22 protein-coding genes are annotated in these 23,053 nt (G+C 71.6%); 15 read left to right on the plus strand and 7 right to left on the minus strand.

The window, feature by feature from the left end; all coding sequences use genetic code 11:
* Positions 1-168: 168 nt before the first annotated feature.
* The gene (locus AB0M59_RS08700; RefSeq protein WP_364610914.1) at positions 169-852 is read left to right on the plus strand and encodes an LPXTG cell wall anchor domain-containing protein; all 684 of its coding nucleotides are present in this window, start codon (positions 169-171) and stop codon (positions 850-852) included.
* A 65-nt stretch (positions 853-917) separates the two neighbouring features.
* On the opposite strand, the gene AB0M59_RS08705 is transcribed toward AB0M59_RS08700, so the two are convergent.
* A complete protein-coding gene (locus tag AB0M59_RS08705; protein WP_364611460.1) occupies positions 918-3,176 on the minus strand; it encodes a hypothetical protein in 2,259 nt (752 codons plus the stop codon).
* Between the two features lie 93 nt (positions 3,177-3,269).
* Here AB0M59_RS08705 and ahcY point away from each other — a divergent pair, with 93 nt between their 5' ends.
* The 4 genes from ahcY (at position 3,270) to AB0M59_RS08725 (ending at position 5,914) form a co-directional block, all read left to right on the plus strand.
* A complete protein-coding gene (ahcY, locus tag AB0M59_RS08710) occupies positions 3,270-4,742 on the plus strand; it encodes an adenosylhomocysteinase (protein ID WP_364610916.1) in 1,473 nt (490 codons plus the stop codon).
* A 109-nt stretch (positions 4,743-4,851) separates the two neighbouring features.
* Entirely contained in the window at positions 4,852-5,139 is a 288-nt protein-coding gene (locus tag AB0M59_RS08715) for a toxin-antitoxin system HicB family antitoxin (protein WP_364610918.1), read from the plus strand.
* Positions 5,133-5,576: a type II toxin-antitoxin system VapC family toxin gene (locus AB0M59_RS08720; protein WP_364610920.1), complete on the plus strand. Its 444-nt coding sequence runs from the start codon at positions 5,133-5,135 to the stop codon at positions 5,574-5,576. Before AB0M59_RS08715 ends, AB0M59_RS08720 begins: the two co-directional genes overlap by 7 nt.
* Positions 5,573-5,914 carry a VOC family protein gene (locus tag AB0M59_RS08725; protein WP_364610922.1) on the plus strand — a complete coding sequence of 114 codons (342 nt, stop codon included), beginning with the start codon at positions 5,573-5,575 and terminating at the stop codon, positions 5,912-5,914. Before AB0M59_RS08720 ends, AB0M59_RS08725 begins: the two co-directional genes overlap by 4 nt.
* A 153-nt stretch (positions 5,915-6,067) precedes the next feature.
* On the opposite strand, the gene AB0M59_RS08730 is transcribed toward AB0M59_RS08725, so the two are convergent.
* Positions 6,068-7,513, minus strand: a complete 1,446-nt coding sequence (locus AB0M59_RS08730) for an MFS transporter (RefSeq protein WP_364610925.1) — start codon at positions 7,511-7,513, stop codon at positions 6,068-6,070.
* A gap of 48 nt (positions 7,514-7,561) precedes the next feature.
* On the opposite strand from AB0M59_RS08730, the gene AB0M59_RS08735 reads away from it, so the two are divergent.
* Entirely contained in the window at positions 7,562-8,167 is a 606-nt protein-coding gene (locus AB0M59_RS08735; protein WP_364610928.1) for a TetR/AcrR family transcriptional regulator, read from the plus strand.
* On the opposite strand, the gene AB0M59_RS08740 is transcribed toward AB0M59_RS08735, so the two are convergent.
* Entirely contained in the window at positions 8,168-9,166 is a 999-nt protein-coding gene (locus AB0M59_RS08740; protein ID WP_103341215.1) for a hypothetical protein, read from the minus strand.
* 247 nt (positions 9,167-9,413) lie between these two features.
* Here AB0M59_RS08740 and AB0M59_RS08745 point away from each other — a divergent pair, with 247 nt between their 5' ends.
* From AB0M59_RS08745 to AB0M59_RS08755, 3 genes are all read left to right on the plus strand, one after another.
* Positions 9,414-9,989 carry a papain-like cysteine protease family protein gene (locus AB0M59_RS08745; RefSeq protein WP_364610931.1) on the plus strand — a complete coding sequence of 192 codons (576 nt, stop codon included), beginning with the start codon at positions 9,414-9,416 and terminating at the stop codon, positions 9,987-9,989.
* Positions 9,986-10,744: a hypothetical protein gene (locus tag AB0M59_RS08750; RefSeq protein ID WP_364610934.1), complete on the plus strand. Its 759-nt coding sequence runs from the start codon at positions 9,986-9,988 to the stop codon at positions 10,742-10,744. Before AB0M59_RS08745 ends, AB0M59_RS08750 begins: the two co-directional genes overlap by 4 nt.
* A gap of 85 nt (positions 10,745-10,829) precedes the next feature.
* On the plus strand, positions 10,830-11,462 hold the full coding sequence (locus tag AB0M59_RS08755; protein WP_364611463.1) for a dTMP kinase: 633 nt from the start codon (positions 10,830-10,832) through the stop codon (positions 11,460-11,462).
* On the opposite strand, the gene solA is transcribed toward AB0M59_RS08755, so the two are convergent.
* From solA to AB0M59_RS08770, 3 genes are all read right to left on the minus strand, one after another.
* Positions 11,451-12,581, minus strand: a complete 1,131-nt coding sequence (gene solA, locus AB0M59_RS08760) for an N-methyl-L-tryptophan oxidase (RefSeq protein ID WP_364610937.1) — start codon at positions 12,579-12,581, stop codon at positions 11,451-11,453. The genes AB0M59_RS08755 and solA overlap by 12 nt on opposite strands.
* The gene (locus AB0M59_RS08765) at positions 12,578-14,635 is read right to left on the minus strand and encodes an FAD-dependent oxidoreductase (protein ID WP_364610940.1); all 2,058 of its coding nucleotides are present in this window, start codon (positions 14,633-14,635) and stop codon (positions 12,578-12,580) included. The genes solA and AB0M59_RS08765 overlap by 4 nt, the downstream gene beginning before the upstream one ends.
* An 86-nt stretch (positions 14,636-14,721) precedes the next feature.
* The gene (locus tag AB0M59_RS08770; RefSeq protein ID WP_364610943.1) at positions 14,722-15,171 is read right to left on the minus strand and encodes a hypothetical protein; all 450 of its coding nucleotides are present in this window, start codon (positions 15,169-15,171) and stop codon (positions 14,722-14,724) included.
* A gap of 64 nt (positions 15,172-15,235) precedes the next feature.
* On the opposite strand from AB0M59_RS08770, the gene AB0M59_RS08775 reads away from it, so the two are divergent.
* A complete protein-coding gene (locus AB0M59_RS08775) occupies positions 15,236-16,204 on the plus strand; it encodes a WYL domain-containing protein (protein ID WP_364610946.1) in 969 nt (322 codons plus the stop codon).
* On the opposite strand, the gene AB0M59_RS08780 is transcribed toward AB0M59_RS08775, so the two are convergent.
* Entirely contained in the window at positions 16,201-17,025 is an 825-nt protein-coding gene (locus tag AB0M59_RS08780; protein WP_364610949.1) for an IclR family transcriptional regulator, read from the minus strand. The genes AB0M59_RS08775 and AB0M59_RS08780 overlap by 4 nt on opposite strands.
* A 164-nt stretch (positions 17,026-17,189) precedes the next feature.
* On the opposite strand from AB0M59_RS08780, the gene AB0M59_RS08785 reads away from it, so the two are divergent.
* The 5 genes from AB0M59_RS08785 to AB0M59_RS08805 all read left to right on the plus strand — a co-directional run bounded on the left by AB0M59_RS08785 (position 17,190) and on the right by AB0M59_RS08805 (position 22,590).
* Positions 17,190-17,504: a bifunctional 3-phenylpropionate/cinnamic acid dioxygenase ferredoxin subunit gene (locus AB0M59_RS08785; RefSeq protein WP_364610952.1), complete on the plus strand. Its 315-nt coding sequence runs from the start codon at positions 17,190-17,192 to the stop codon at positions 17,502-17,504.
* A 157-nt stretch (positions 17,505-17,661) separates the two neighbouring features.
* Entirely contained in the window at positions 17,662-18,339 is a 678-nt protein-coding gene (gene mtrA / locus AB0M59_RS08790) for an MtrAB system response regulator MtrA (protein WP_005150760.1), read from the plus strand.
* A 7-nt stretch (positions 18,340-18,346) separates the two neighbouring features.
* Positions 18,347-20,071 (plus strand): MtrAB system histidine kinase MtrB, encoded by a 1,725-nt coding sequence (gene mtrB / locus AB0M59_RS08795; protein WP_364610955.1) that lies wholly within the window; start codon positions 18,347-18,349, stop codon positions 20,069-20,071.
* A gap of 38 nt (positions 20,072-20,109) precedes the next feature.
* A complete protein-coding gene (locus AB0M59_RS08800; RefSeq protein ID WP_364611465.1) occupies positions 20,110-21,819 on the plus strand; it encodes an LpqB family beta-propeller domain-containing protein in 1,710 nt (569 codons plus the stop codon).
* A 39-nt stretch (positions 21,820-21,858) separates the two neighbouring features.
* Positions 21,859-22,590, plus strand: coding sequence for a ComF family protein (locus AB0M59_RS08805; protein ID WP_364610958.1), 732 nt, complete (start codon positions 21,859-21,861; stop codon positions 22,588-22,590).
* Positions 22,591-23,053 lie beyond the last annotated feature (463 nt).

Below are 23,053 nucleotides of genomic sequence, written 5' to 3' on the forward strand. Positions count from 1 at the left end.
TCGTGCCTAAAAGGGGACCCGGTGTAGCCGGTCGAGTGACGTGCGATACCTTTCGATCCTTCGCGTGCCACCGACGGGTGAATTACAGCAGCGTGATTCACACACTCGGTGGCTTCGTGACCCCAGATTTCGCAAGTGCTCTCTCCCCGCCGGTATCAGGAGTTCCGAATGCGCAGACGTACCTTCCGCGGCGCCGTTGCGATCATGGCGCTGACCACCGCCGCCCTCATCGGCACCGCCGGCTCCGCGCTGGCCTGCTGGAGCCCCGACGACCGATCGAATCCGATCCCGGACCGCAGCCACTCGAAGTGCGCGGACAACCAGGACAAGATCACCCAGGACGACGTCGACTTCAGCGGTGGCGTGGGCCAGAAGACCCTGACGATCACCAAGGTCCACGAGGGTGTGACCGTGACCCGCATCGTCGTCATCGGTGGCGACGACGGGTTCAACGAGTACATCCCCGGCAAGAAGCAGCTGTCGCCGAAGGCCCCCTGGAAGGACCTGAAGCCGACGCTGACCAGCCACCGTCAGGAAACCACCATCGACAAGTGGTTCGTCTGTGGCACCAAGACCACGAAGCCGACCGACACCAAGACGCCGCCGACCAAGCCGTCGACGCCGACCACGAGCGTCAAGCCGACTGCCCCGGCGACCTCGGACACCTCGGTCTCGCCGACCAGCACCACCGCTCCGGCCGTCGTCCCGGCGGGCAACGAGTCCGGCACCGGTGGCGGCCTGGCCAACACCGGTTTCGACAACATGTGGCTGGTCTGGATCGCGGCCCTGCTGATCCTCGGCGGTGGCGGCCTGCTCGCGCTGCTGAAGTTCCGCCGCAAGGCTTCCGAGTGAGGCTGAGCTAGCCCGAAGTTCCACGAAGGCCCCCTTACCGGCTCAAGAAGCCGGGAAGGGGGCCTTCACGGCTTTCCGGAGAAGTCCCCGAAGAGCAGGCCCTGTTCGCCGCCGGACGGCTTGCCGAGGCCGGCGGCCATAGCGACGGCGTGGTCCCACTCCGCGTCGACGACGTAGTCCTGGTGCTTGAGCACCCCCGGCGCCCAGCGGTGCCGCCCGGTCGGGCCGCGCAGCGGGTCCGGCAGCCAGTGGTCGCCACCGAGGATGAGGACGCCGTTCGCGTCGGCCTTCGCCTTCAGGGGGCCGATGCCGCCTTCGGGCTGGTAGCCGACGCCGTAGAGCTGCCGGTCGGAGACCTCGTGGCGCCAGGTCGTCACGCCGCCGCCGAAGATGTCGGTGCCGCGGCACAGCGCGCGCCAGCGGCCGTCCAGGTCGGCGAAGAGCGTTTCGAGCGATTCCTGCGGCAGCAGCGCCGGGAAAGCGCGCTGGTAGCCCCACTGCAGCGGGGAGCCGGCGGTGAGGACGCCGACGCGTTCGAGGTCGGCCGCCGGCAGCTCGGCCGCCAGCCGGGCGGCGGCCATGACCGTGAGCAGGCTGCCGAGGTTGTAGCCGGAGAGCACGACTCGCGTCCCCGGTTCGGCGAGGTGCTCGCGCGCCCGCGCGGCCAGCTCGGGGACGACCTTCAGCGCGTAGCACGGCGGCACGGTCGGGTGCGCCGCCCGCGGCCAGAAGCAGACGAGGTCGGCCAGCGCCCCGAGGTGCCGGCTGCGCTGCGGGGTCCGCGCGGCCGTGTAGACGACGCGCAGCAGGCCCGCGGCGAGGGCGCCGAGCGCGACCACGCCGATCGCGGACAGCGGCCCGAACCAGCCGGGGACCAGCCCGAACCCGAACCGCAGCACCAGCAGCGCCGCGCCACCCGCGGACATCGCCGACGCGACCGTGAGGGCCAGGTGGTGCAGGTGCCGCCGCTCCCACGCCGAGCGCGCCCACGCCGCCGCGGCCTGGGCCTCCTGGCGCTCGTCGTGCTCCATCAGCTCGACGATCGCCGGGACGCCGCGACGCAGCCGGCGCAGCGGGACGGCGACCGCGAAGCCCAGCACGGCGAGCACCCCGGCCAGCGCCAGTCCGGCGCCCCACAGGACCGTGACCAGCAGGTACGTGTCGGGCACCCGCAGGTGCTCCGCGCCGGAAAGCCGCCGGAGCGCTTCGGCGAGGCCGGCGCCGAACCCGCCGCCGAGCAGGCCGGCCAGCGCGAGCACCGGCGCGGCCGCCCAGCCGCCCAGCCACGGCCGCAGTCGGCGCGGCTTGTGCACCCAGCCGGGCCGGGCCAGCAGCGCGGCCGGGGCCAGGAACAGCGCGAACAGCACCGTGACGGCGACCAGGGCCGCGCCGAGCCCTTCGACGACGCCGTTGGTCCCCGGCAGCGGACCCGGGCCTGGTCGCAGCCGCACCGCGGCCACCACGACGAGCAGCGCGGCCAGCCCGATCACGCCGGGGCGGGCGAACCGGCCGGTGTCGACGCCGATCGCGGCCGCGACGACCGTCGCGAGGACCAGCGCCAGCGTGACGATCCACACCACCAGGCCGAAGCCGTCGCCCGGCACCCGGAACGGCCCGCCGAGCAGCAGCAGCGCGACCGAGGCCAGCGCCGCGACGGTGTGCAGGCAGCGCAGCGCCGGCGTCTCCGGGTCGGCGCGCATCCGCAGCGGGCCCTGGGTCAGGTCGCCGTCGGCGTGCACCGCCCACGTCGCCGACGAGATCCGGTGCAGCACGAAGATCACGGCCAGCAGGGGCAGGACGCCGACCGCGATGCGCGCCGGCACCGAGCGGAGGACGTCGGGGACCACGGGCAGGCAGCCGGACCCGGGCGCGAGGCACTGCGTGGCGAACAGGTCGAGCGCGATCGCCGCGAGCTGGCCCATCAGCAGCATCGTCAGCAGCAGGGCGCCGACGCGCAGCAGGCCGCGGCACACCGCGCCGAGCACGCGCGGCAGCCGGCGGCCCGGCGGGACCGGCGGCAGCATCCAGAACGCGACGTTGGCCAGGGAGAACGGGAACAGCAGCGCCCAGGTCGCCTTCGCGGCGCCGCCGGACGTCATCCCGTGCCACAGGTAGCCTTCGAGGGTCCGCGGGATCGATCGGCCCAAAGCCGGCAGCACGGGCCCGGGCGCCGGCCGTCGCAGCCGGTCCGCCGGGCGGATCACCCGGCCCAGCCCGTCGCCGGCGACGTCGACGGTGGAGACCGCGTCGAGCAGGGTCTCTCCACTGGTGCCCACGAGCCCGGCTACGCGGATCTCGACGACGCGGGTGTCCGGGCCGGGCATGGGCACGGTGAAGGCCTCCTACGCGATCCTAGGGAAGGTCGAGCGGACAACGGTAGTGTTCGGACGTCATCGAGTCTTGGAGGAATCGCCACTATGACCCCCGAAAGCGTTGCCAAGCGGCACCAGACCCGCAACGGCATCGAGTTCGCCGTCGCCGACCTCGAGGCCGCCGAGTTCGGCCGCAAGGAGATCCGCCTCGCCGAGCACGAGATGCCGGGACTGATGGCGCTGCGGCGCGAATACGCGGAGGTCTACCCGCTGCGCGGCGCCCGCGTCTCCGGTTCGCTGCACATGACCGTGCAGACGGCCGTCCTGATCGAGACGCTGGTCTCGCTGGGTGCGGAGGTGCGCTGGGCGTCCTGCAACATCTTCTCGACGCAGGACCACGCGGCCGCCGCGATCGTCGTCGGCCCGCACGGTACGGCCGAAGAGCCCAAGGGCGTCCCCGTCTTCGCGTGGAAGGGCGAGTCGCTCGAGGAGTACTGGTGGTGCACCGAGCGGATGCTCACCTGGGACGGCGAGGGTCCGAACATGATCCTCGACGACGGCGGTGACGCCACCATGCTCGTCCACAAGGGCACCGAGTTCGAGAAGTCGGGCGTCGTGCCGACGCCGGACGAGAACACGTCGGACGAGTTCCGCGTGTTCCTCGAGCTGCTGCGCGCGTCGGTCGCTTCGGACACCGGCAAGTGGACGAAGATCGGCGAGGGCATCCGCGGCGTCACCGAGGAGACCACCACCGGCGTGCTGCGGCTCTACCAGCTCGCCGCGGCCGGGGAGCTGCTGTTCCCGGCGATCAACGTCAACGACGCGGTGACGAAGTCGAAGTTCGACAACCGCTACGGCATCCGCCACTCGCTGATCGACGGCATCAACCGCGGCACCGACGTCCTGATCGGCGGCAAGGTCGCGGTCGTCTGCGGCTACGGCGACGTCGGCAAGGGCGCGGCGGAGTCGCTGCGCGGCCAGGGCGCCCGCGTGATCGTGACCGAGATCGACCCGATCTGCGCGCTGCAGGCGGCGATGGACGGTTACGCGGTCCGCAAGCTCGAGACCGTGCTGCACGAGGCCGACATCATCATCACCACGACCGGCAACAAGGACGTCGTGCTCGTCGAGCACATGGCGAAGATGAAGCACCAGGCGATCCTGGGCAACATCGGCCACTTCGACAACGAGCTCGACATGGCGGGCCTCCAGCGTTACCCGGGCATCCGCCGCATCAACATCAAGCCGCAGGTCGACGAGTGGATCTTCCCGAACGGCAACACGATCATCGTGCTGTCCGAGGGCCGGCTGCTCAACCTGGGCAACGCGACCGGGCACCCGTCGTTCGTGATGTCGAACAGCTTCTCCAACCAGGTGATCGCGCAGATCGAGCTGTTCACCAAGCACGAGGAGTACGACAACGAGGTCTTCCGCCTTCCCAAGAAGCTGGACGAGAAGGTGGCGAAGATCCACTTGGACGCGCTCGGCGGTGAGCTGACGAAGCTGACCAAGGAGCAGGCCGAGTACATCGACGTGGACGTCGAAGGCCCGTTCAAGGCGGACCACTACCGGTACTGAGGTTCAGCGTTTCAGCAGGTCAGGGCCGCCCCGAAAGTGTTCGGGGCGGCCCTTTGTTCTGCGTTTCGGACAGTGATAGCTCGAATGGGTGATGCGCTATCATGGAGTCGTGAAACAGTTGATCACGAGGATCGACGACGAGCTGCACGCCCGGCTGAAGGCGAGAGCCGAAGCTGAAGGGCGCAGCATGAACGACCTGGTCACGGAAGCGTTGAGGGGCGTAGTGGCGAAAACCGAAACACGCGCGGAATGGAAGCGGCGACTGATCGCCGAGGGCAAGCTGATGACGTTCGAGCCCGAAGGTGAGGCGCCGGGACACGACGAGCTGGAAAGGCTCTCGCGCGGCTGGGGTACGGCCGTCAGTGAGGCACTCGACTGGACCAGGGGTGAATGGTGACCGTCCTCTACGCCGACACGAGTGCGGTGGTCGGTGCCTACCTCGTCGACGAGCCCGAACACGCCGAGCTGCGGAAGTTGCTGATCGACGGTGATCACGTCGTGCTCACCAGCGAGCTGACCCGGCTCGAGTTCGCGAGCGCGGTCACGGCGGCCAAGCGAGCCGGCCGGATTCCGGATGCCCGTGGGTTCCTGGCCCAGTTCGACGAGGACGCCCAGTCGGTACTCGGGGTCATCCCGTTGGAGCCGCCGCGGATCTTCGCTGCAGCACGACGGCTGGTCACCGACAACTACCCCGTCCGCACCCTCGACGCGATCCACATCGCGGTCGCGATGCACGACACGGCCGAGTTGACCGGCGGCGAACCCATTGCCTTCGTTACGCGAGATCAGCGTCAGGGTGAGGCCGCGAGGGCCAACGGATTCGAGGTGTGGTGAGCGTCGAACTCTTCGCCGGGATCGCCGTCCGCGATTTCCCCGGCGCACTCGCCTGGTACGAGCGCCTCTTCGGCTCCCCGCCGACGTTCGTCGTGCACGAGACCGAGGTGCTCTGGCAGGTCGCGGAACACGGCTCGGTCTACGTCGTGCTGCGGCCCGAACGGGCCGGGCTCGCCATGCACACCCTCTTCGTCGAGGACCTCGACGAGCGCGTCGCCGGGATCTCCGCCCGCGGCATCGAGCCGGTGGATCGGGAGACCTACGACAACGGCGTCCGCAAGATCATCTACCGCGATCCCGAGGGAAACGAGCTCGGCATCGGTGGCCCTCCCGCGTAATCTCAAAGGTCTTGAATTAGTCATTCAGGACCTCCCAAGACCTGAATGACTCATTCAGGACGCCACCGCGCCCCGATGCCGCCGGAAGACCGCCGAGCCGGGCGGCGCTCACAAGGCTCGTTGTCCTGCACGGGACAAAGCCAAGCACTGCGGTCACTGAGCCCGTCGTGAGCGGACGAACCCCCACACGACCAGCGCCGCCGCGACAATCGTGAGCGTCAGGCCGGCGACCGTGACAGCCTCCCGGAACTCCGCGGTCTGCTGCGCGCTCCAGTGCGTCGTGGCGATGTCGCCGGTGAACAGCGCGGCGAGGATCGTGCCGGTGGCGGCGATGCCGGCGCCGGACGTGACCTCGGTGGCGGTGTCGGTGAGCGCCGCGCCGATCGTCGTCCGGTTCTCCGGCAGGCCGCGCAGGACGTTGACGCCGGCGACGACGCCGAACACCCGCATCCCGGCGGCCACGAGCACCAGCGCGATCGCCACCCACGGGTAGCCGAACCGGCTCAGCAGGCCGTAGACGGCGAGCCCCGCCACGACCGCCGCGGCGCTGATCCAGGCCGCGTGCTCGAGGCCGACGCGGCGCACGAAGGGACTGACGAACACGCCGCCGGCGACCAGCACGACGACCTGCGGCAGCATCCCGGCGGCGGCGAGCGCGGGCGGCCAGCCCCAGTCGAGCTGCAGCTGCAGCGTCACCAGGTAGCCGAGACCGGCGGTCGCCAGGCCGGCGGCGGCCTTGAACGCCAGGCCGCTGGACACCAGCGGGTGCGCGACGAGCTTGAGGTCGAGCAGCGGATAGCGGGCCGAGCGCTCGCGGACGACGAACAGGAACCCGGCCACGACCGCCGCCGCGGTCGCCGCCCACGGTGCCCAGGTCTGGGCACCCTCGTTCACGAACAGCGTCGGGGCGACGAGCGCGAGCACGACGGTCGCCGTGCCGAGTGCCGCGCCGAGGATGTCCACCGGGTCGCGGTGAAGGCCGGCCGGGTCGTCCGCGGCGATGCCGAACCGCACGCCGGCGAAGGCGAGCGCGGCGACCGGCACGTTCACCAGCAGCAGGACCTGCCACGGCGCGATCGCGAGCACGAAGCCGCCCGCGGTCGGGCCGATCGCGAGCCCGACCAGGCCCACCGTCGAGATGAGAGTGGTCGCGCGGACGCGCAGGCCGTCGTCGGCGAACAGCCGGAAGGCCAGCGCCATCGAACCCGGGGTCGTCATCGCGGCCGCGACGCCCATCGCCACCCGCACGGCGATCAGCTGCTCCGCGGTGGTGACGAACGCGGTCGCGAGGCTCGCGACGCCGAGCAGGACCAGGCCGACGAGCATGATCCGGCGCCGGCCGAACCGGTCGGCCACCGCGCCGAAGGCCAGCATCAGCCCGCCGAACACGACCGCGTAGGCGCCCGTCACCCACTGCAGGACGGTCGTCGAGGCGTGCAGTTCGCGGCCGATCGTGGGCAGCGCGACGTTGAGGATCGAGTTGTCGAGCATCTCGAAGAGGAACACCGCGGACAGCCCCGCCAGGGCGATCCACGCCTCCCGCAGTGATCGGGGGGAAGGCGGTGCGGCGAGAATGCCGGTGGTCTGTTCGGAAGGCATGCCACTAAGTTAACTGACTAAGTTTAGTGAGACAAGGGAGTGTGACGGATGCCCAGGACCGGGGAGCGCGGCGGGCCGCAGACGCGGGCGAAGATCTCGCAGGTCGCCACCCGGTTGTTCCTCGAGCGCGGGTTCGACGCGGTCACGGTCGCGGAGGTCGCGCGGGAGGCCGGGGTTTCGAGCGTGACGGTCTTCAAGCACTTCCCGCGCAAGGAGGACCTCCTCCTGGACCGCCAGGTCGACGCGGCCGACGTCCTGCGCTCGGCGGTGCGCGACCGCGCCCCGGGCGTCGACGTGCTCGCGTCCCTGCGCGCCGCGACCCTCCGGCTCCTCGACGAGCGCCACGGGCTGTCCGGGGTCGCCGACGGGGCGATCCCGTTCTTCCGGACGGTCGCGGCGTCGCCCGCCCTGATCGCGCGGGTGCGGGAGATCGCTTCGGACCTGCAGCGGCTCCTCGCCGACGAGCTCGCGAGCGACGCGGCCTTCGACGGCGACGGGCCGCTGTTCGCGGCGTTCTTCATCGCCGGTTACGCCACGGTGCTGGTGCGGACCGCGAGCCGGCTCATCGACCGAGGCGACCCGGACGTCGTGGCGGACGACCACCGCGAACGTCTCGAGCGGCTGTTCACCGCGCTGCGGGACGGAGTGGCGTGATCAGTTCCACTCGACGGCGACGCCGGCCAGCCCCGGCCCGGCGTCGTTGAAGAACGCGCTGCTCACCCCGCCCATGTCGCACGCCAGCTCTTCGGCCACCACCGGCAGGGCGTCGTCGCGCGCGCGGACCTGGCGGGTGCAGCGGGCCGGCAGCGCGTTGCGGTCGAAGCGCAGCTGGACCAGGTAGCTCGCGCAGCGGTCGCGCAGCATCCGGTAGTACCCCGGCGACGCCGACCCCGAGTCGTCGCGGACCTCGAAGCAGAACACGTGGATGTCGCCCTCGGCGAGCTTGCGGTCGAACAGCAGCTCCGTCGCCATCGTGTCCGCGTCGGGGTTGCGGCGCATCCGCCCGACGCGGCAGCCCTCGTCGGTGATCAGCTCGACGTCGTCGATCCGGCACCCCGGATCGCCGTTGTAGACCGTCAGGTAGCGGTCCGGGCCGTGTCGGCGCGCCCGCGTCACCAGCCGCGTGCGAAGACTGACTTGGCGGTGCTCGGCGTCGAACGTGATCGTGTCGTGGACCGACAGCAGCTCGAGGTCGGCGTTGTAGTGGTTCGACGACGGGTACGCGCCGAGTTCGGCGAGCAGGTCCTCGACGATCGACCCCATGTCACCGGAACGCAGGTCGTGGAACGACGCCGCCGGCTGGTGGCCGCGGCGGACCAGTCGCGGTCCGATCAGCACCACGAGGGCGTCCGCAGGCAGCTGGAGGACCGATTCCAGGGCCCGGACCGCCGGGAGCGCCTTGGGCACCTCGGGCTGGCGCAGCCCGCGTTGCCAGTAACTCAGCGTCGACTGTCCGATTTGGACCCCGCGCAGCGCGAGGTGCGCGCGGAGCCGGGCGAGCGAGAGGCCGCGGTAGGCGATCGCCAGTCTCAGGGCGTGGTGGAACTCGCCGGTGCGGAGCGCCTCGGTCAGCTCTTTCGGCAGCTCGGCGACCGATGCCCGGGTCGTGCGGGCGCCATCGATGATCAGTGGGAGGTTCCCGTCTTGTGCCACCGCTCGTCCCTTCACCCGACCAGTGTGTGCGCTGGGCGTGAACACCGCGGAACGTTCACGTTAGCAGCGTAGAGTGGAGGTGCCGACCCCCGTTCAGGGTGGTTGGCCTCGTTATGGTGACTGTTCCGCGTTCCGGTCGGCCCCCGGAACGGTCCGTTCAGCCAGATGGCGTTCTTGCTCCTTGTGACCGCGTTGTTCACCGTTGTGACCACCGCTGGTTCGCCCACGTTCGAGCAGGAGGCCGTCCGTGCTGGTGAAGTCGAGCCGGGCCCACGCCGTACTGGCCGTGAGCCTGATGTTGTGCCTGGTCGCGCCGGTCACCGCCGGAGCCGCGCCCGGAGTGCCGTCGACCTTCCAGGCCCACCTCACGATGCAGTCCCAGCAGCGCAGCCAATGGTGCTGGGCGGGCTCGGGCGCCACCATCGCGGCCTTCCACGGCGCCGCGGTGAGCCAGACGCGGTTCTGCCAGCTCGCCCACGGCGAGACCGGAAAGGACTGCGCGAACCTCCCCGGCACCCTCGCCGACCCGCAGCGAGCCTTCGCGAAGCTCGGGTTCGCTTCGCCGGGCCGCTACCTCGACCGCCGCATCTCCTACGCCGACATCCGGACGCAGACGGCGGCGAACCGGCCGGTCGAGACCCGCGTCGGGTACCGCTCCGGCGGTGGCCACACCCACGTCCTCTACGGCTACGACACCAGCGGCGGCTGGGTGTCCTGGGGTGACCCGGGGCCGGCCCGGCGCTACAACTGGTCGACCTACGGCTTCTACACGCACAACTCGTCGTTCACCTGGACGCACACGCTCACCGGGATCGCCCGATGAGCAGGCGGGCGCTCGTGCTCGCCGTGCTGACCGGCGCGGCGCTGCTGATGACGGCCCCGGTGTCAGGCGCGGCCCAGGCCGCCGGCATCAGCAGCGCCGACGCCGTGGCCGCGCACGCCGCGGCGGCGGACCTCCAGGACGTCCTGGTCCGCTTCTTCGCCGAGGCGCCGGACGCGAAGGGGCCGGTGACGGTCCAGGTCGCGCCGGACGCCTACCCGGTTTACGAGCTCTCGCCGGACTTCGTCGTGGGCAAGCCGGGGGTGGAACCGGGCGACTTCGCCTACTTCGCGGTGCCCGCCCGGGCCTCCGACGGCCGGACCGCGACGCTCTGGTCGGTCCGCGGGGCCGACGGCACCTGGCAGGTCGGCAACATCGCCTCGGGCGACGTCGAGACGGCGTTCGCCCGCACCCTGCCGGCGGACGCCCGGCTGCTGCACGAACCTCAGGTCGACGCCTGGTACTCGGTCCGCGACGGCCGCGTCACGCCGCTTTCGGGGAACGCGGGAGCGGTCACCGTCGCCGACTACCAGCGGACGGTTTCGGCGCGGTACGCGGACAAGCTCCCCGGCTCGGCCTACGCCCGCGAAGGCGAGGCGGGCGGCTACGACGCGACATCGCAGGTCATGCCCCGCGGCGACGGTGGCCCGGCGCCGTCCGGCCACGACACCGGCTGGGTGCCGCTGCTGATCCTCGTCGGCGTGCTGGCCGTGAGCGGCGCGGGCTACGTGCTGCACCTGAGGCGGATCTCCGCCTGAAGACGAACCGGCGGGCTCGGCGTCGATCCCCTTCCACCGAGCCCGCCGGTCCACCACCGTTATGGTGACGCCCGTGGGTCGACTGGTGGTCATCGAAGGGCTCGACGGCGCGGGCAAGCGCACGCTCGCCGACGGGCTGACGGACGCGTTGCGCGCGAAGGGTGCGAGCGTGGCGTCGCTGGCCTTCCCTCGCTACGGCGAGAGTGTGCACGCGGACCTCGTCAAGGAGGCGCTGCACCGCGGACACGGCGACCTCGCCGACTCGGTGTACGGCATGGCCGTGCTCTACGCGCTCGACCGCAGCGGCGCCGCGGACGACATCCGAGCCCTGCGGGACGCGCACGACGTCGTTCTCCTCGACCGCTATGTCGCGTCCAACGCCGCGTACGCGGCCGCGCGGTTGCGCCAGGACGCGGCCGGCGAAGTCGTGAAGTGGGTGTGGGAGCTGGAGGTCGGCCGGTTCGGCCTGCCCCGCCCCGACGCGCACCTGCTGCTGCGGGTGGCCCCGGCGGTCGCGGCCGAGCGCGCGGAACGGCGCGCGGAGGCGGAGACCGACCGCGAGCGCGACGCGTTCGAGACCGACGACGGACTGCAGCGACGGTGCGCGGCGGTGTACGACGAGCTGGCCGCGTCGGGCTGGCTGGCGCCGTGGCACGTCTTGGACGGTGTCGCGGGTGTCGATCTCGAAGCGCTCGCGAAGACGCTGCTAGGGGAGTAGCCGGGCCGGGTCGAACTTCGCGATCGGATGCGTCGTCGAGCCGTCGATCACCAGGTCCGCGACGATCTCGCCGATCACCGGGGCGAACTTGAAGCCGTGGCCGGAGAACCCGCACGCCAGCACCACCCGCTCCTCGTCCGGGTGCGGCGCCACGACGAAGCTCTCGTCGGCCGTATCGGTGTACATGCACGTCGCCGCGCGGAGGAACTCTCCCGGCAGCGTCGGGAGGTGCCGCTTCACGACGGAAGCGATCTCGTGGACCTCCTCGGCCGATACCGTCCGATCGATGCCGTCCGGGGTGCACGCGCGGCCGCCGGTGTGGAACGCGACCTTCACGCCGTCCGCGGGCGCGTTGTGCGCCGGGAAGCCGTAGAACGTGTAGCCGTCGCCTTCCCAGAGGTACACGGGGTGCCGCTGGTACTGCGTGATCCCGCCCGTCGGCGCGAACCAGTACTGCACCTGCCGCCGCACCGTGAACTCCACGCCGAAATCGCGCAGCAGCTCGCCGGCCCACGCGCCGGGCGCGAGCACCAGCCGGTCGGCCGTGTAATAGCTGTGCGACGTCCCGACGCGCACCCCGCCGGCCATCGTGCTCCAGGTGAACACCTTCTCCTCGTGGTGCAGCTCGGCGCCGCACCGCGCGGCGAGCTGCAGGTGCGCGGCGACGCTGCCCTCGGGCGACACCAGCCCGGCGCCCGGCTCGTACAGCGCGACTTCGCGGGTCGACGGCGCCAAGGTCGGGAACCGGCGCCGGATCTCGCCGGCGTCCAGCAGTTCGTGCGGGATGTCGAAGGCGCGAGCCGAAGCCACGCTGCCGGTGATCGTGCGCGAGCCGGCCGTGCCGACCATGATCCCGCCGCAGCGGGTGAACAGCCGCCGTCCGCTGTCGCGCTCGAGGCCGTCCCACAGTTCGTGGGCGCGCAGCAGGAGCGGCACGTACTCGGGGCCTTCGAGGTACGCCTGGCGCGTGATCCGCGAACCGCCGTGGCTCGACCCGCGGTTGTGCACCGGCGCGAACTGGTCGATGCCGAGCACCCGCTGCCCGCGCCGCGCGAGCCGGTACGCCGCGGCGCTGCCCATCCCGCCGAGGCCGAGCACGATCACGTCGTAGTGCGTCACACGACCCTCCCCGGCACGCGCTCGCCGAAGTGCCCGATCTCGACCGGTGTCCCGGATCCGCTGTGCTCCACCGGAAGCCAGCCATACGCGAGGGCTTGGCCCAGGGTGTAGCCGTACCCGGCGCTGGTCACGTACCCGACGGCGCGGCCTTCGACGTAGACGGGTTCCTTGCCTTGCAACACTTTCCCGGTCGTCAGACGCCTCAGCCGGCGCGTCACGGTCTCCGCGGACCGGCCCGCCAGCGCGTCCCGGCCGAGGAAGTAGCCCTTGTCCCGGTGGACGGAATCCCCGAGCCCGGCCTCGTAGGGGTCGTGCTCGGTGGTGAAGTCGACGCCGGCGACGGGAGTGCCGGCCTCCAGCCGCAGGCTCGTTAACGCTTGATAACCCGCGACGGCGATGTCCCGTTCGCGCAGGGTGTCCCACAGGCGGCGGCCCAGGTCCGCCGTCGTGTGCAGCTCCCAGCCGGGTTCACCCACAGTGGACAGTCGCAACGCGACGACCGGGACGTCGCCGACGTACGTCTCCTCGGCTGAGAAGTCCGTTGTGGACAGTTCGGTCAGGACGGAGTCCGCCAGTGGTCCCCACACGCCGACACAGCACGTGCCCGGAGTCGTTTCGTGGACCTGGACGGTGCCGTCACCGGGCAGGTGCCGCCGCAGCCAGTCGAAGTCCAGGCGCCCGCCGGCGCCGACGTGGAACCGTTCGTCGCCGAGGCGGGCCACGGTGAGGCGGCCGCGCACCCCGCCGTCTTCGCCGAGCAGCAGCGTTCCCGTGAGCGTTCCCGGCGGTTCCGCCAGGTCGCCGGTCGTCATGGTGCGCAGGAACGGCAGCGCGCCGGGCCCGGTGACGGCCAGCCGCGGCGCGGACGTCAGGTCGAACATCGCGACGCGCTCACGGGTGACGAGCGCTTCCGCACCGGCGTCGGATGAGTACCGCTCAGGCCGCGTCCAGCCGTCCGCAGAACCGAAGTGCGCGCCCAGCGCGAGCTGCCGCTCGTGGAAGGGTCCGGTCCGCACCGGCTCCGCGGTGAACCGGGCCGACGGCGCGAACCGGGCGAGGTCGCAGCCGTGCAGCGCGAGCACCGGCTGCCCGTCGACGAGCCAGCGCGCCAGCTCGCGCGCGACTCCGGCGGAGTGCTCGGCGCGGACGGCCTTCGCCACCCAGAAGCCGTCGAGCTCCGGGTGTTCACCCAGCAGCGGCTGCCCGTCCGGGGTGCCGGGCAGCAGGATCGTCGTCGTGGCTTCGGCCTCGGCGTCCCGGAGCGCGGGCAGGAGCGCGACCGCCGTGTCCCAGTCGCCGCCGATGCCGAGCCGGTCGACGTGCTCGCGGACGGTCAGCCCGGTGTCGAGGTCGCGCAGCACGGGTTTGCCCGCCTGCACGTGGTCGTCGTTGTGCCCGGCCAGTTCCGGCAGCGGCGACGTCCGCGTGTACCGCAGCCGCAGCGGCACTTCGGGCCGGGCGAGCCCGTCCGAGCCGTCGCAGAAGACGACGACGTCGGCCCGCACCCGCCCGGTCGCGGTGACGACCCCGGTGACGCGGCCGCCGGCCCGCTCGACCGTCACGACCTCCTCGGCGGTGAACCGGGCGCCACGGGCTTTCGCCCGCCGGACCTGGGCTTCGGCTGCGCGCCGCGCGTGCAGCAGGCCGTCACCGGGGACGTGGAACCCGCCCAGCAGCCGGGTTTCGTCGAGGAGCGGGTGCAGGTCGGCGCACTCGCGGGGCGTGCGCAGGAAGCCGCGCACGCCCCACGACGTCGCCCAGCCGTGGCGCCGCTTCAGGTCCGCGAGCCGCTCGGGGGTGGTCGCGAGGTCCAGGCTGCCGACCGGGTTGAAGCACCACGGGCCGTCGAGGCCGCCGTACTTCTCGGCGGTGTACTTCGCGAACTCGGTCAGCGTGCGGTCCGCGTCGGTCCGGAACACCAGCCCCGGCCGGTCGTCCGTCTCGCCGCCGCCCAGGACGGTGACGTCGGTCCAGCCGCGCTCGGTCAGCTCGTCGGCCAGCGCGCAGCCGAGCAGGCCGGCGCCGGCGACGACCACCCGGGGCCGTGCTGCCATCGTGTCCCTCCGGGCGACGAAGTTGCGTCTTCGGCAACAAAGTGCGTCATGCGAGACGTGGTGTCAAGCGCCCGAAAGGTGCCTGCTCAGGCCCGGGTGAACTCCATGACCCAGTTGGATTCCCAGGTCCGCCCGCCGTCGGCGGAGAACTCCTGCTCCCACCGGGCGGAGGTGTCCGTGATGTCCGACCAGATGTAGTGCGCCCGGATCGGTTTCCCGTGGTGGGTGTCGTCGCCGTAGAAGTCGCCGCGACCGTCGGTGAACGTGCCGACGACCGGCGGCTGGAGCAGCCCGGTGCGGCTGCTGGCCCAGTAGATCGACCACTCCTTCCGCTCGACGTCGAACAGGCGCAGCGTGAAGCCGCGGAACCCGCGAGCGGGGAAGTGGATCTCCTCGGTGTTGCCGCCGCCGTCGAAGAGCGGCGTGCAGGTGGTGGTGCCGGGGAAGACGTCCCAGTCGTCGCAGCCGGAGAACAGCTTTTCGAGCCGGCGGCTGACGACGGTCCAGGAGCCGTGGAAGAAGGCGAAATCGGTCATGCCGGTGATCTTGGGCTGCCACCACTGACATCTTCTGTCAGTGGTTTCCGGCAGACTTCGTGGCATGCGCGCGAGCCGGCTGGTGTCCCTGTTGCTGTTGCTGCAGAACCGCGGCCTGATGAGCGCCGCGAAACTGGCGGCGGAGCTGGGCGTGACGGCGCGGACTGTGTACCGGGACGTCGAAGCGCTCGCGGCCGCGGGCGTCCCGATCTACGCCGAGACCGGGCCCGACGGCGGCTACCGGCTGATGGACGGCTACCGCACCCGGCTGACCGGGCTGACCGCCGGCGAGGCCGGGTCGCTGTTCCTCACCGGCCTGCCGCAGCCGGCCGCGGAGCTGGGCCTGGGCGCCCAGGTGGCCGCGGCCGAGCTGAAGCTGATGGCCGCGCTGCCGACGCCGTACCGCGACGCGTCGGTGCGGATCCGGCAGCGCTTCCACCTCGACGCGCCCGGCTGGTACCGCGAGGCGGACCAGGTTCCGCAGCTGCTCGCGGCGGCGGAAGCCCTGTGGCAGGACCAGGTCGTCGAGGTTTCCTACCGCCGCTGGTCGCCGACACCCGGCATCGTCACGCGCCGGCTGCACCCGCTCGGCCTCGTCCTCAAGGCCGGCGTCTGGTACCTCGTCGCCGGGCCGCGCGTGCGCACCTACCGCGTCGCGAATATCGAGGAGCTGCAGCCGCTCGACGAGCGGTTCACCCGGCCGGACGGCTTCGACCTGGCGGAGTTCTGGCGCGCGAACGTCGAAAGCTACGAAGAGGGCGAAGCCGGCGAGACCGCCGTCGTGCGGCTGTCACCGGCGGGAATCGAGGCCCTGCCGGACATCCTGGGCCCGCGAGCGGCCCGGCTCGTGCGGCGCACCCTCGAACCCGCGGACGACGAAGGCCGGCGCCGCGCCAAGATCCCCATGGAGAGCGTGCCACACGCGGCCGCCGGGGTGCTCCGGCTCGGCGCGGACGCGCAGGCGCTGGCGCCCGCGGAACTGGTGGCACACCTGGGAACCACGATCCGCGCGATGGCGCGGCTGTACCCCTAGTCCCGGAAGTAACCGAGCTGCGCGGAAAGGTCCTCCGCCGCCTCGGTCATCGGCCGCACGATCTGCTTCACCCGCTGCTTCGAAAGCCGGTACGACGGACCCGAAGCGCTCATCGCCGCGACGACGTCCCCGCCCGGTCCGTGGATCGGTACGGCGACCGCGTGCATGCCGAGCTCGAGCTCCTCGTAGCAGGCCGCGAAGCCGTCTTCGAGCACCCGTTCCAGCTCGGTCATCAGCTCGTCCGGCTCGACCGTCGTGCGCTGCGTGTACTGCTCCAGCTTCCGCTTGAGCACCCGCTTGCGCTCGGTTTCGCCCATGTACGCGAGGAGGATCTTGCCGCTGGACGTCGCGTGCAGCGGCGTGCGCTGGCCGGTCCAGTTCTGCGTGGTGATCGCCGCCGAGCCGCGGGCCTGGCTGATGTTGATCGCGACGCCGTCGTCGGCGATGGCGATGTTCACCGTCTCGCCCAGCTCCTCGGCGAGAGTCAGGCAGCTGGCGCGGCCGAGCTTCGCCAGGTCCATCCGGCCGGTCGCGGCACCCGCCAGCCGTACGATGCCGAACCCGATCGCGTACTTCCCGCGTTCGCCGAGCTGCTCGACCAGGCCTCTGGACTCCAGGACGCTGAGCAGCCGCGACGCCGTCGACTTGTGGACGCCCAGCTCGCCCGCGATCTCGGTGATGCCGGTTTCGCCGTTGCGGGCGAGCAGCTCGAGCACGCTGATCGCCCGATCGACCGACTGCACCTGGCTTTGAGTTGCGTTGCCACCAGCCGAGGCATGCTTTCCCGCCGAGGTTGCGTCAGCAGAGTCCTGGTTCCGCATAGCGCAACACTATCCGTTTCGCCCCGTTCCTATCGGCTGAGTGGGCGAATCGCTTGACGTGGACGCCATCGGAACCGGATTGTTGCGCAAGAAGCGCAGAGTCGCGCCATGCGCAACATTCACGAACCGTCCCGGCACCCCGCCAGTCTTTTCCGGAGGCCTCGATGATCCGAGCGTGCGCCGTCGCCGACCTGCCCGTGGGCGAAGCCCTCCGGGTCGACGGCCCGGTCCCGATCGCGGTGTTCCACACCGACGACGGCTTCTTCGCCGTCGACGACACCTGCACCCACCAGGACGCCTCGCTCGCCGACGGCTGGCTCGAAGGCTGCTTCGTCGAGTGCCCGCTGCACGCCGCGCGGTTCGACCTGCGCACCGGTGCGCCGACCTGCCTGCCGGCCAAGAACCCCGTGCGCACGCACCGCGTGGTCGTCGCGGACGGTGCGGTGCACGTCGACGCGCCCGTCCCGGCCGTCTCCTGACCCTTTCCCCGCAGGTCCGTGAAGGCCGCGTGCCGGCCTTCACGGACCGTCCAGGGGCACCCGGATGGAGCAGGCGATGGTCGCGATCTTGATCTTTCTGGTGGTCAAACACGCGGGTCGCGCGTGCGGGCGCCGGAACTAGTGCGAATATGTGGACATGAAGGCACGTGTTCTCGTGGTCGACGACGACCCCGCCCTCGCGGAGATGCTCACCATCGTGCTCCGTGGGGAGGGGTTCGACACGGCCGTGGTCGCCGACGGTTCTCGCGCGCTGCCCGCGCTGCGCGAGCTGAAGCCCGACCTCGTCCTGCTCGACCTGATGCTGCCCGGGATGAACGGGATCGACGTCTGCAAGGCGATCCGCGCCGAGTCCGGGGTGCCGATCGTCATGCTCACCGCCAAGAGCGACACCGTCGACATCGTGCTCGGCCTGGAGTCGGGCGCGGACGACTACGTCGTGAAGCCGTTCAAGCCGAAGGAACTGGTCGCGCGCGTCCGGGCCCGGATGCGCCGCACCGAGGCCGAGCCCGCGGAGTCGCTCACCATCGGCGACCTGGCGATCGACGTGCCGGGTCACGAGGTGACGCGGGAGGGCAAGGCCATCCCGCTGACCCCGCTGGAGTTCGACCTGCTGGTGGCGCTGGCCCGCAAGCCGCGCCAGGTGTTCACCCGCGAGGTGCTGCTCGAGCAGGTGTGGGGCTACCGGCACGCGGCGGACACCCGCCTGGTGAACGTCCACGTCCAGCGGCTGCGCTCGAAGGTGGAGAAGGACCCGGAACACCCCGAGGTGGTGTTGACCGTTCGCGGCGTCGGGTACAAGGCCGGCCCTCCGTGACGAGTCGATGACTCTCGCGACCGGTAGACGGCTCCCCGCGTTCGCGCGTACGACGGCACGCCTGGTGCGGCGTGTCGTCGTTTTCGCGCGTCGGCGCGCGGTCGCGTTCAACGAGCTGTGGAAGCACTCGCTGCAGTTCCGCGTCACCGTGTCGACGCTCGCGCTGTCCTCGGCCGTGGTCTTCGTGCTCGGCATGGTGCTGCAGAACCAGATCACCGAGCGCCTGCTGGACACCAAGCGCGACGCCGCCATCGCGCAGACCCGCGCGGCCGCGGACACCGCCGCGGGTGAGCTGGTCGGCCTCGGCGACGAGACCGACGAGGCGATGCGGGACCGCCTCCAGAACGCGCTGAAGAAGATCGCGATCACGCCGACCAGCCAGGACGCGGCCGGCTCGGCGGCCGGCACGTTCGTCCCGGTGCTCGCCAGCGGCGGCCACGACCAGTCCGGCGACGAGCCCTCGTTCGCCGGGCCGTTCCAGAACGTGCCGCCGCGGCTGCGCCAGTTCGTCGAAGCCAACGAGATGAGCTGGCTCGAGCACACAGCCGGCGACTCCGACGGCGGTCGCACGACGTACCTGATCGTCGGCACGCCGCTCAACACCGTCTCCAGCCCGCTGCAGCTCTACTTGCTGTTCCCGCTGACGACCGAGCAGAACACCGTCGCGACCGTGCAGAACACGCTGCTGGTCGGCGGGCTCGTGCTGCTGCTCCTGCTCGCGGGCATCACGAACCTGGTGACGCGGCAGGTGGTCCGCCCGGTCCGGCAGGCCGCCGCGGCGGCCGAGCAGTTCGCCGGGGGCGACCTCGACCAGCGCCTCACCGTGCTCGGCGAAGACGACCTGGCGAAGCTTGCGGTGTCCTACAACGGGATGGCCGCGAGCATCCAGCGCCAGATCCGCCAGCTCGAGGACTTCGGCGGGCTGCAGCGCCGGTTCACCTCCGACGTCTCGCACGAGTTGCGCACGCCGCTGACCACCGTCCGGATGGCCGCGGACGTGCTGCACGCGTCGCGCGAGCAGTTCCCGGCCGGGCTCGCGCGTTCGACCGAGCTGCTGGTCGACGAGCTCGACCGGTTCGAGTCGCTGCTCGGCGACCTGCTGGAGATCAGCAGGCTCGACGCCGGCGTCGAAGACCTGTCCGCGGAGTTCATCGACGTCCGCCCGATCGCCACCCGCGCGGTCGAGCAGGTGCGGGTGATCGCCGGCAACGCGGGCAGCTCGGTGGAGCTCGTGCTGCCCGACGAGGAGGTCATCGCCGAAGTCGACGCCCGGCGCGTCGAGCGGATCCTGCGCAACCTGCTCGGCAACGCCGTCGACCACAGCGAGGGCCGGCCGGTGGTGCTCACCGTCGGCGCCAACGAGACCGCGGTCGCGGTGACCGTCCGGGACCACGGCGTCGGGCTGCGGGCCGGCGAGGCCGACCTGGTGTTCAACCGGTTCTGGCGCGCCGACCCGTCGCGCAACCGGCGCACCGGCGGCACCGGGCTCGGCCTGGCGATCAGCTTGGAGGACGCCCGCCTGCACGGCGGCGAGCTCGACGCGTGGGGCGCACCCGGCGACGGCGCGTGCTTCCGGCTCGTACTGCCGCGTCGCCAGGAGGTGCCCGCGGGCGACCCGCCGCTGGTGCTGCCGCCGCCCGACCGCATCGCCGCCGAGGTGCACCTCGGGCTGATCGAGATCACGCCGGCGCCCGAGGCGATCTTCGCCGAACGTGAGGAAATCGGTCAGTGAACCCACCAGCTTTCCGGGGACGCGGGCCAAAGCCGCGGCTGCCGCGCCTCGTGCTCGCGGTGCTGTGCGTGGTGCTGGTCGCCGGCTGCGCGAACGTCCCGCTGGAGTCCCAGCCCGTCGTCGTCTCCGGCGAACGTCAGGGCCAGGGTTCGGGTGACGTCGTGCCGGAGCCGAAGCCCGACAGCGACCCGCTGACCCTCGTGCGCGACTTCGTCGGCGCAACCCTCAAGCCGGGCCAGAACAACGCGGCCGCGCGCGCCTACCTGGACGAGCAGGGCCGGGCGAACTGGCGCCCGAGCCGCAGCCTGACGATCATCCAGGACACCTTCGGCACGGTCTACGACCCGGCGCCGCAGCCCGACCCGAACACCCTCGTCGTCAACGTGCGCGGGGTCGACGTCGGCACGCTCGACCAGAACAGCGCGTTCGTCCCGGACTACAGCCCGGCGGCGCTGAAGGTGAAGGTGCGTAAGCAGGCGACCGGCCAATGGCGGATCGTCGACGCACCGCCCGACCTGTACGCGACCGAGTCCGACTTCAGCGAGAACTACACCGCGGTGCCGGTGAACTTCTACTCGGAGCAGTCGGCCACCTTCGTCCCCGACCGGCGCTACGTCGTCGCGAAGCCGCAGTCCGGGTTGCCGAGCCGGGTGATGTACCTGCTGGTCAACGGCCCGTCGACGAGCCTGGCCGGGTCGGTGAAGAACCTGCTCGGCGAGCCGGTCGAGATCGACACGAACGTCAAGAGCCTCGACGACGGGACGCTGCTGGTGCCGCTGACCGGGCTGTCCGGGGTCGCCGACGACATCCGGAACCTGATCGCCGCGCAGATCGTCCTCACGCTGCAGTACGTGACGTCGGCGCGGATCCGGATCCTCGCCGACGGCGCCCCGCTGGTCGCGAACCACCCGGACTGGCGGTCGAACGAGCTACCCGCGTACGGCGCGACGCTGTCGCCGAGCCGGGACCTGCCGGGCCTGATGACGGTCGGCGGCCGGGTGCGGTCACTGGAGGACGGCGCGCCGGTGGGGGGCCCGGCGGGCAACGGCGGCTACGACGTCGTGAACGCGGCCCAGTCGGTCGACGGCAAGCGCCTGGCGGTGGTGGAGCGCGACGGCGGCAAGGTGCGACTGCGGATCGGCGACCTGGGGCACGACCTGCCGCTGGTCGGCCTGGGCGGGACCACGCTGAGCCGTCCGACGTGGCGCCCGGGCACCGGCGAGGTGTGGACGGTGGTCGACCAGGTGTCGGTGGCCCGGATGGTGGTGAACCAGAACGGCCAATGGACGCCGCTGCAGGTCAACGCGACGGACCTGACCCAGCAGGGCGACGTCACGGAGCTGCGGTTCTCCCGCGACGGCGCCCGGGTGGCGGCGGTGGTGAACGGCCAGCTGTGGGTGGCTTCGGTGGTCGGCGCCGGCGACTCGGTGGCCCTGCGCGAGCCGAGGCTGCTGCAACCCCACGACCTCCACGACGTGGTCGACGTGGACTGGCTGGCCCAGGACACCCTGGTGGCGGTGACGACGTCGACGTCCCAGCCGGTGGTCCGCGTGACCGTGGACGGCCAGCGGATGGACGCGTTCAACAGCTCCAACCTGACGCCCCAGGTCCACGGCGTGACGGCGGCCCCCAGCCGCCCGATCGTGGTGGCGGACGCGAGCGGACTGTGGACGGCGTCGGTGCTGGGCGAGGTGTGGCGGCCGCAGAACCACTCGATGAAGGACGCGGATCCGTTCTACCCGGGCTGAGTGGGCGAAACTGTCGGTGGTGACGGGGACACTGTCCGTGTGCTGCTGCTCGATTTGCTGATCCCCGCCCGGTGCGCCGGCTGCGGGGCCCGCGGGGCGCCGTGCTGCGCCCGGTGCGCGGGGGTGTGGAGTTCGGTGTCCGAGGTCGTCCGGGTCCCGGTGGCGGGGGTGGCGCGGGTGTTCGCGCTGGCCCGGTACCGGGGTGTGGCGCGGCGGTTGCTGATCGCTTACAAGGAACGCGGACGCCGGGATTTGGCCGCTTCGCTGGGGCGCGCGTTGGCGGAGGCTGTGGTCGTGCTGCCGCTTCGGACGGCTGTTTCCGCTGGTGTCCGGAATCCCGTCAGTTCCGGGACCTCGGCGACGTCCTTCGCGGGGGAAGCCGGAACCGCTTCCGCGTCCCGGAAGATCTGCCTGGTTCCGGCGCCGAGCCGCCGATCGGCGGCCCGGGTCCGCGGCGGCCCCCACGTCGAGCGCCTGGCGAACGCGGCGGCGAGCGTCCTGGCCGGCTGGGGTTTCGAAGTCGCGGTGGCCCCGGCACTGGAGCTGACCGGCGGCGCGCGCGACGCGGTCGGCCTGGACCGCGCGGAACGGGTGGCCAACTTGGCGGGGCGGTTGCGCTTCCGCGAGGCGGGGCGCCCACCGCCCGGCTTCCCGGTGGTGGTGCTGGACGACGTCATCACCACAGGAGCCACGGCAGCGGCTTGTGTTCGAGCGTTGGAGGGGGAGGGGATCGAGGTCGCCGCGGTCTTGACGCTGCTCGCGGCCGGGTGATGCGCGGTGTGGGCTGCCGACCGCCATGCCGCTCGCGGTAGCCGGTATGGAACTCGGCAGCGCTCGGCGCCGCAACCTGCTGCCGGCCCGTCCTGCGCGAATGCCTGCCGCGGGTCTGCCCATCCACGCGCCTCCCACCTCGCGCGCGGCGCTGGTGTTGCGCGCGGCAAGTATGTCGACCTTCGGGCCGCTGGAGTGAGGGCGCTCGCCGAGCCGAGCCCGGGCCAGGCTCGGTAGCCCGACCAAAGGTCTTGAATGAGTCATTCAGGACCTCCGAAGACCTGAATGACTCATTCAAGACGTTCGTACTCGCCGCCGCGCTGTCAACGAACCTCGGACGCGCGGCACTAGGCGGCCGGCGGCGGTAGCCGCCGGCTGCGATCGCCGCGTGGTGGCTGGGCGCCGACCCGCGGTGGCCGCCGGCTGCGATCGCCGCGTGGTGGCTGGGCGCCGACCCGCGGTG

Origin of the sequence: Amycolatopsis sp. NPDC051371, from assembly GCF_040682155.1 — a bacterium.
Lineage (GTDB): Bacteria > Actinomycetota > Actinomycetes > Mycobacteriales > Pseudonocardiaceae > Amycolatopsis.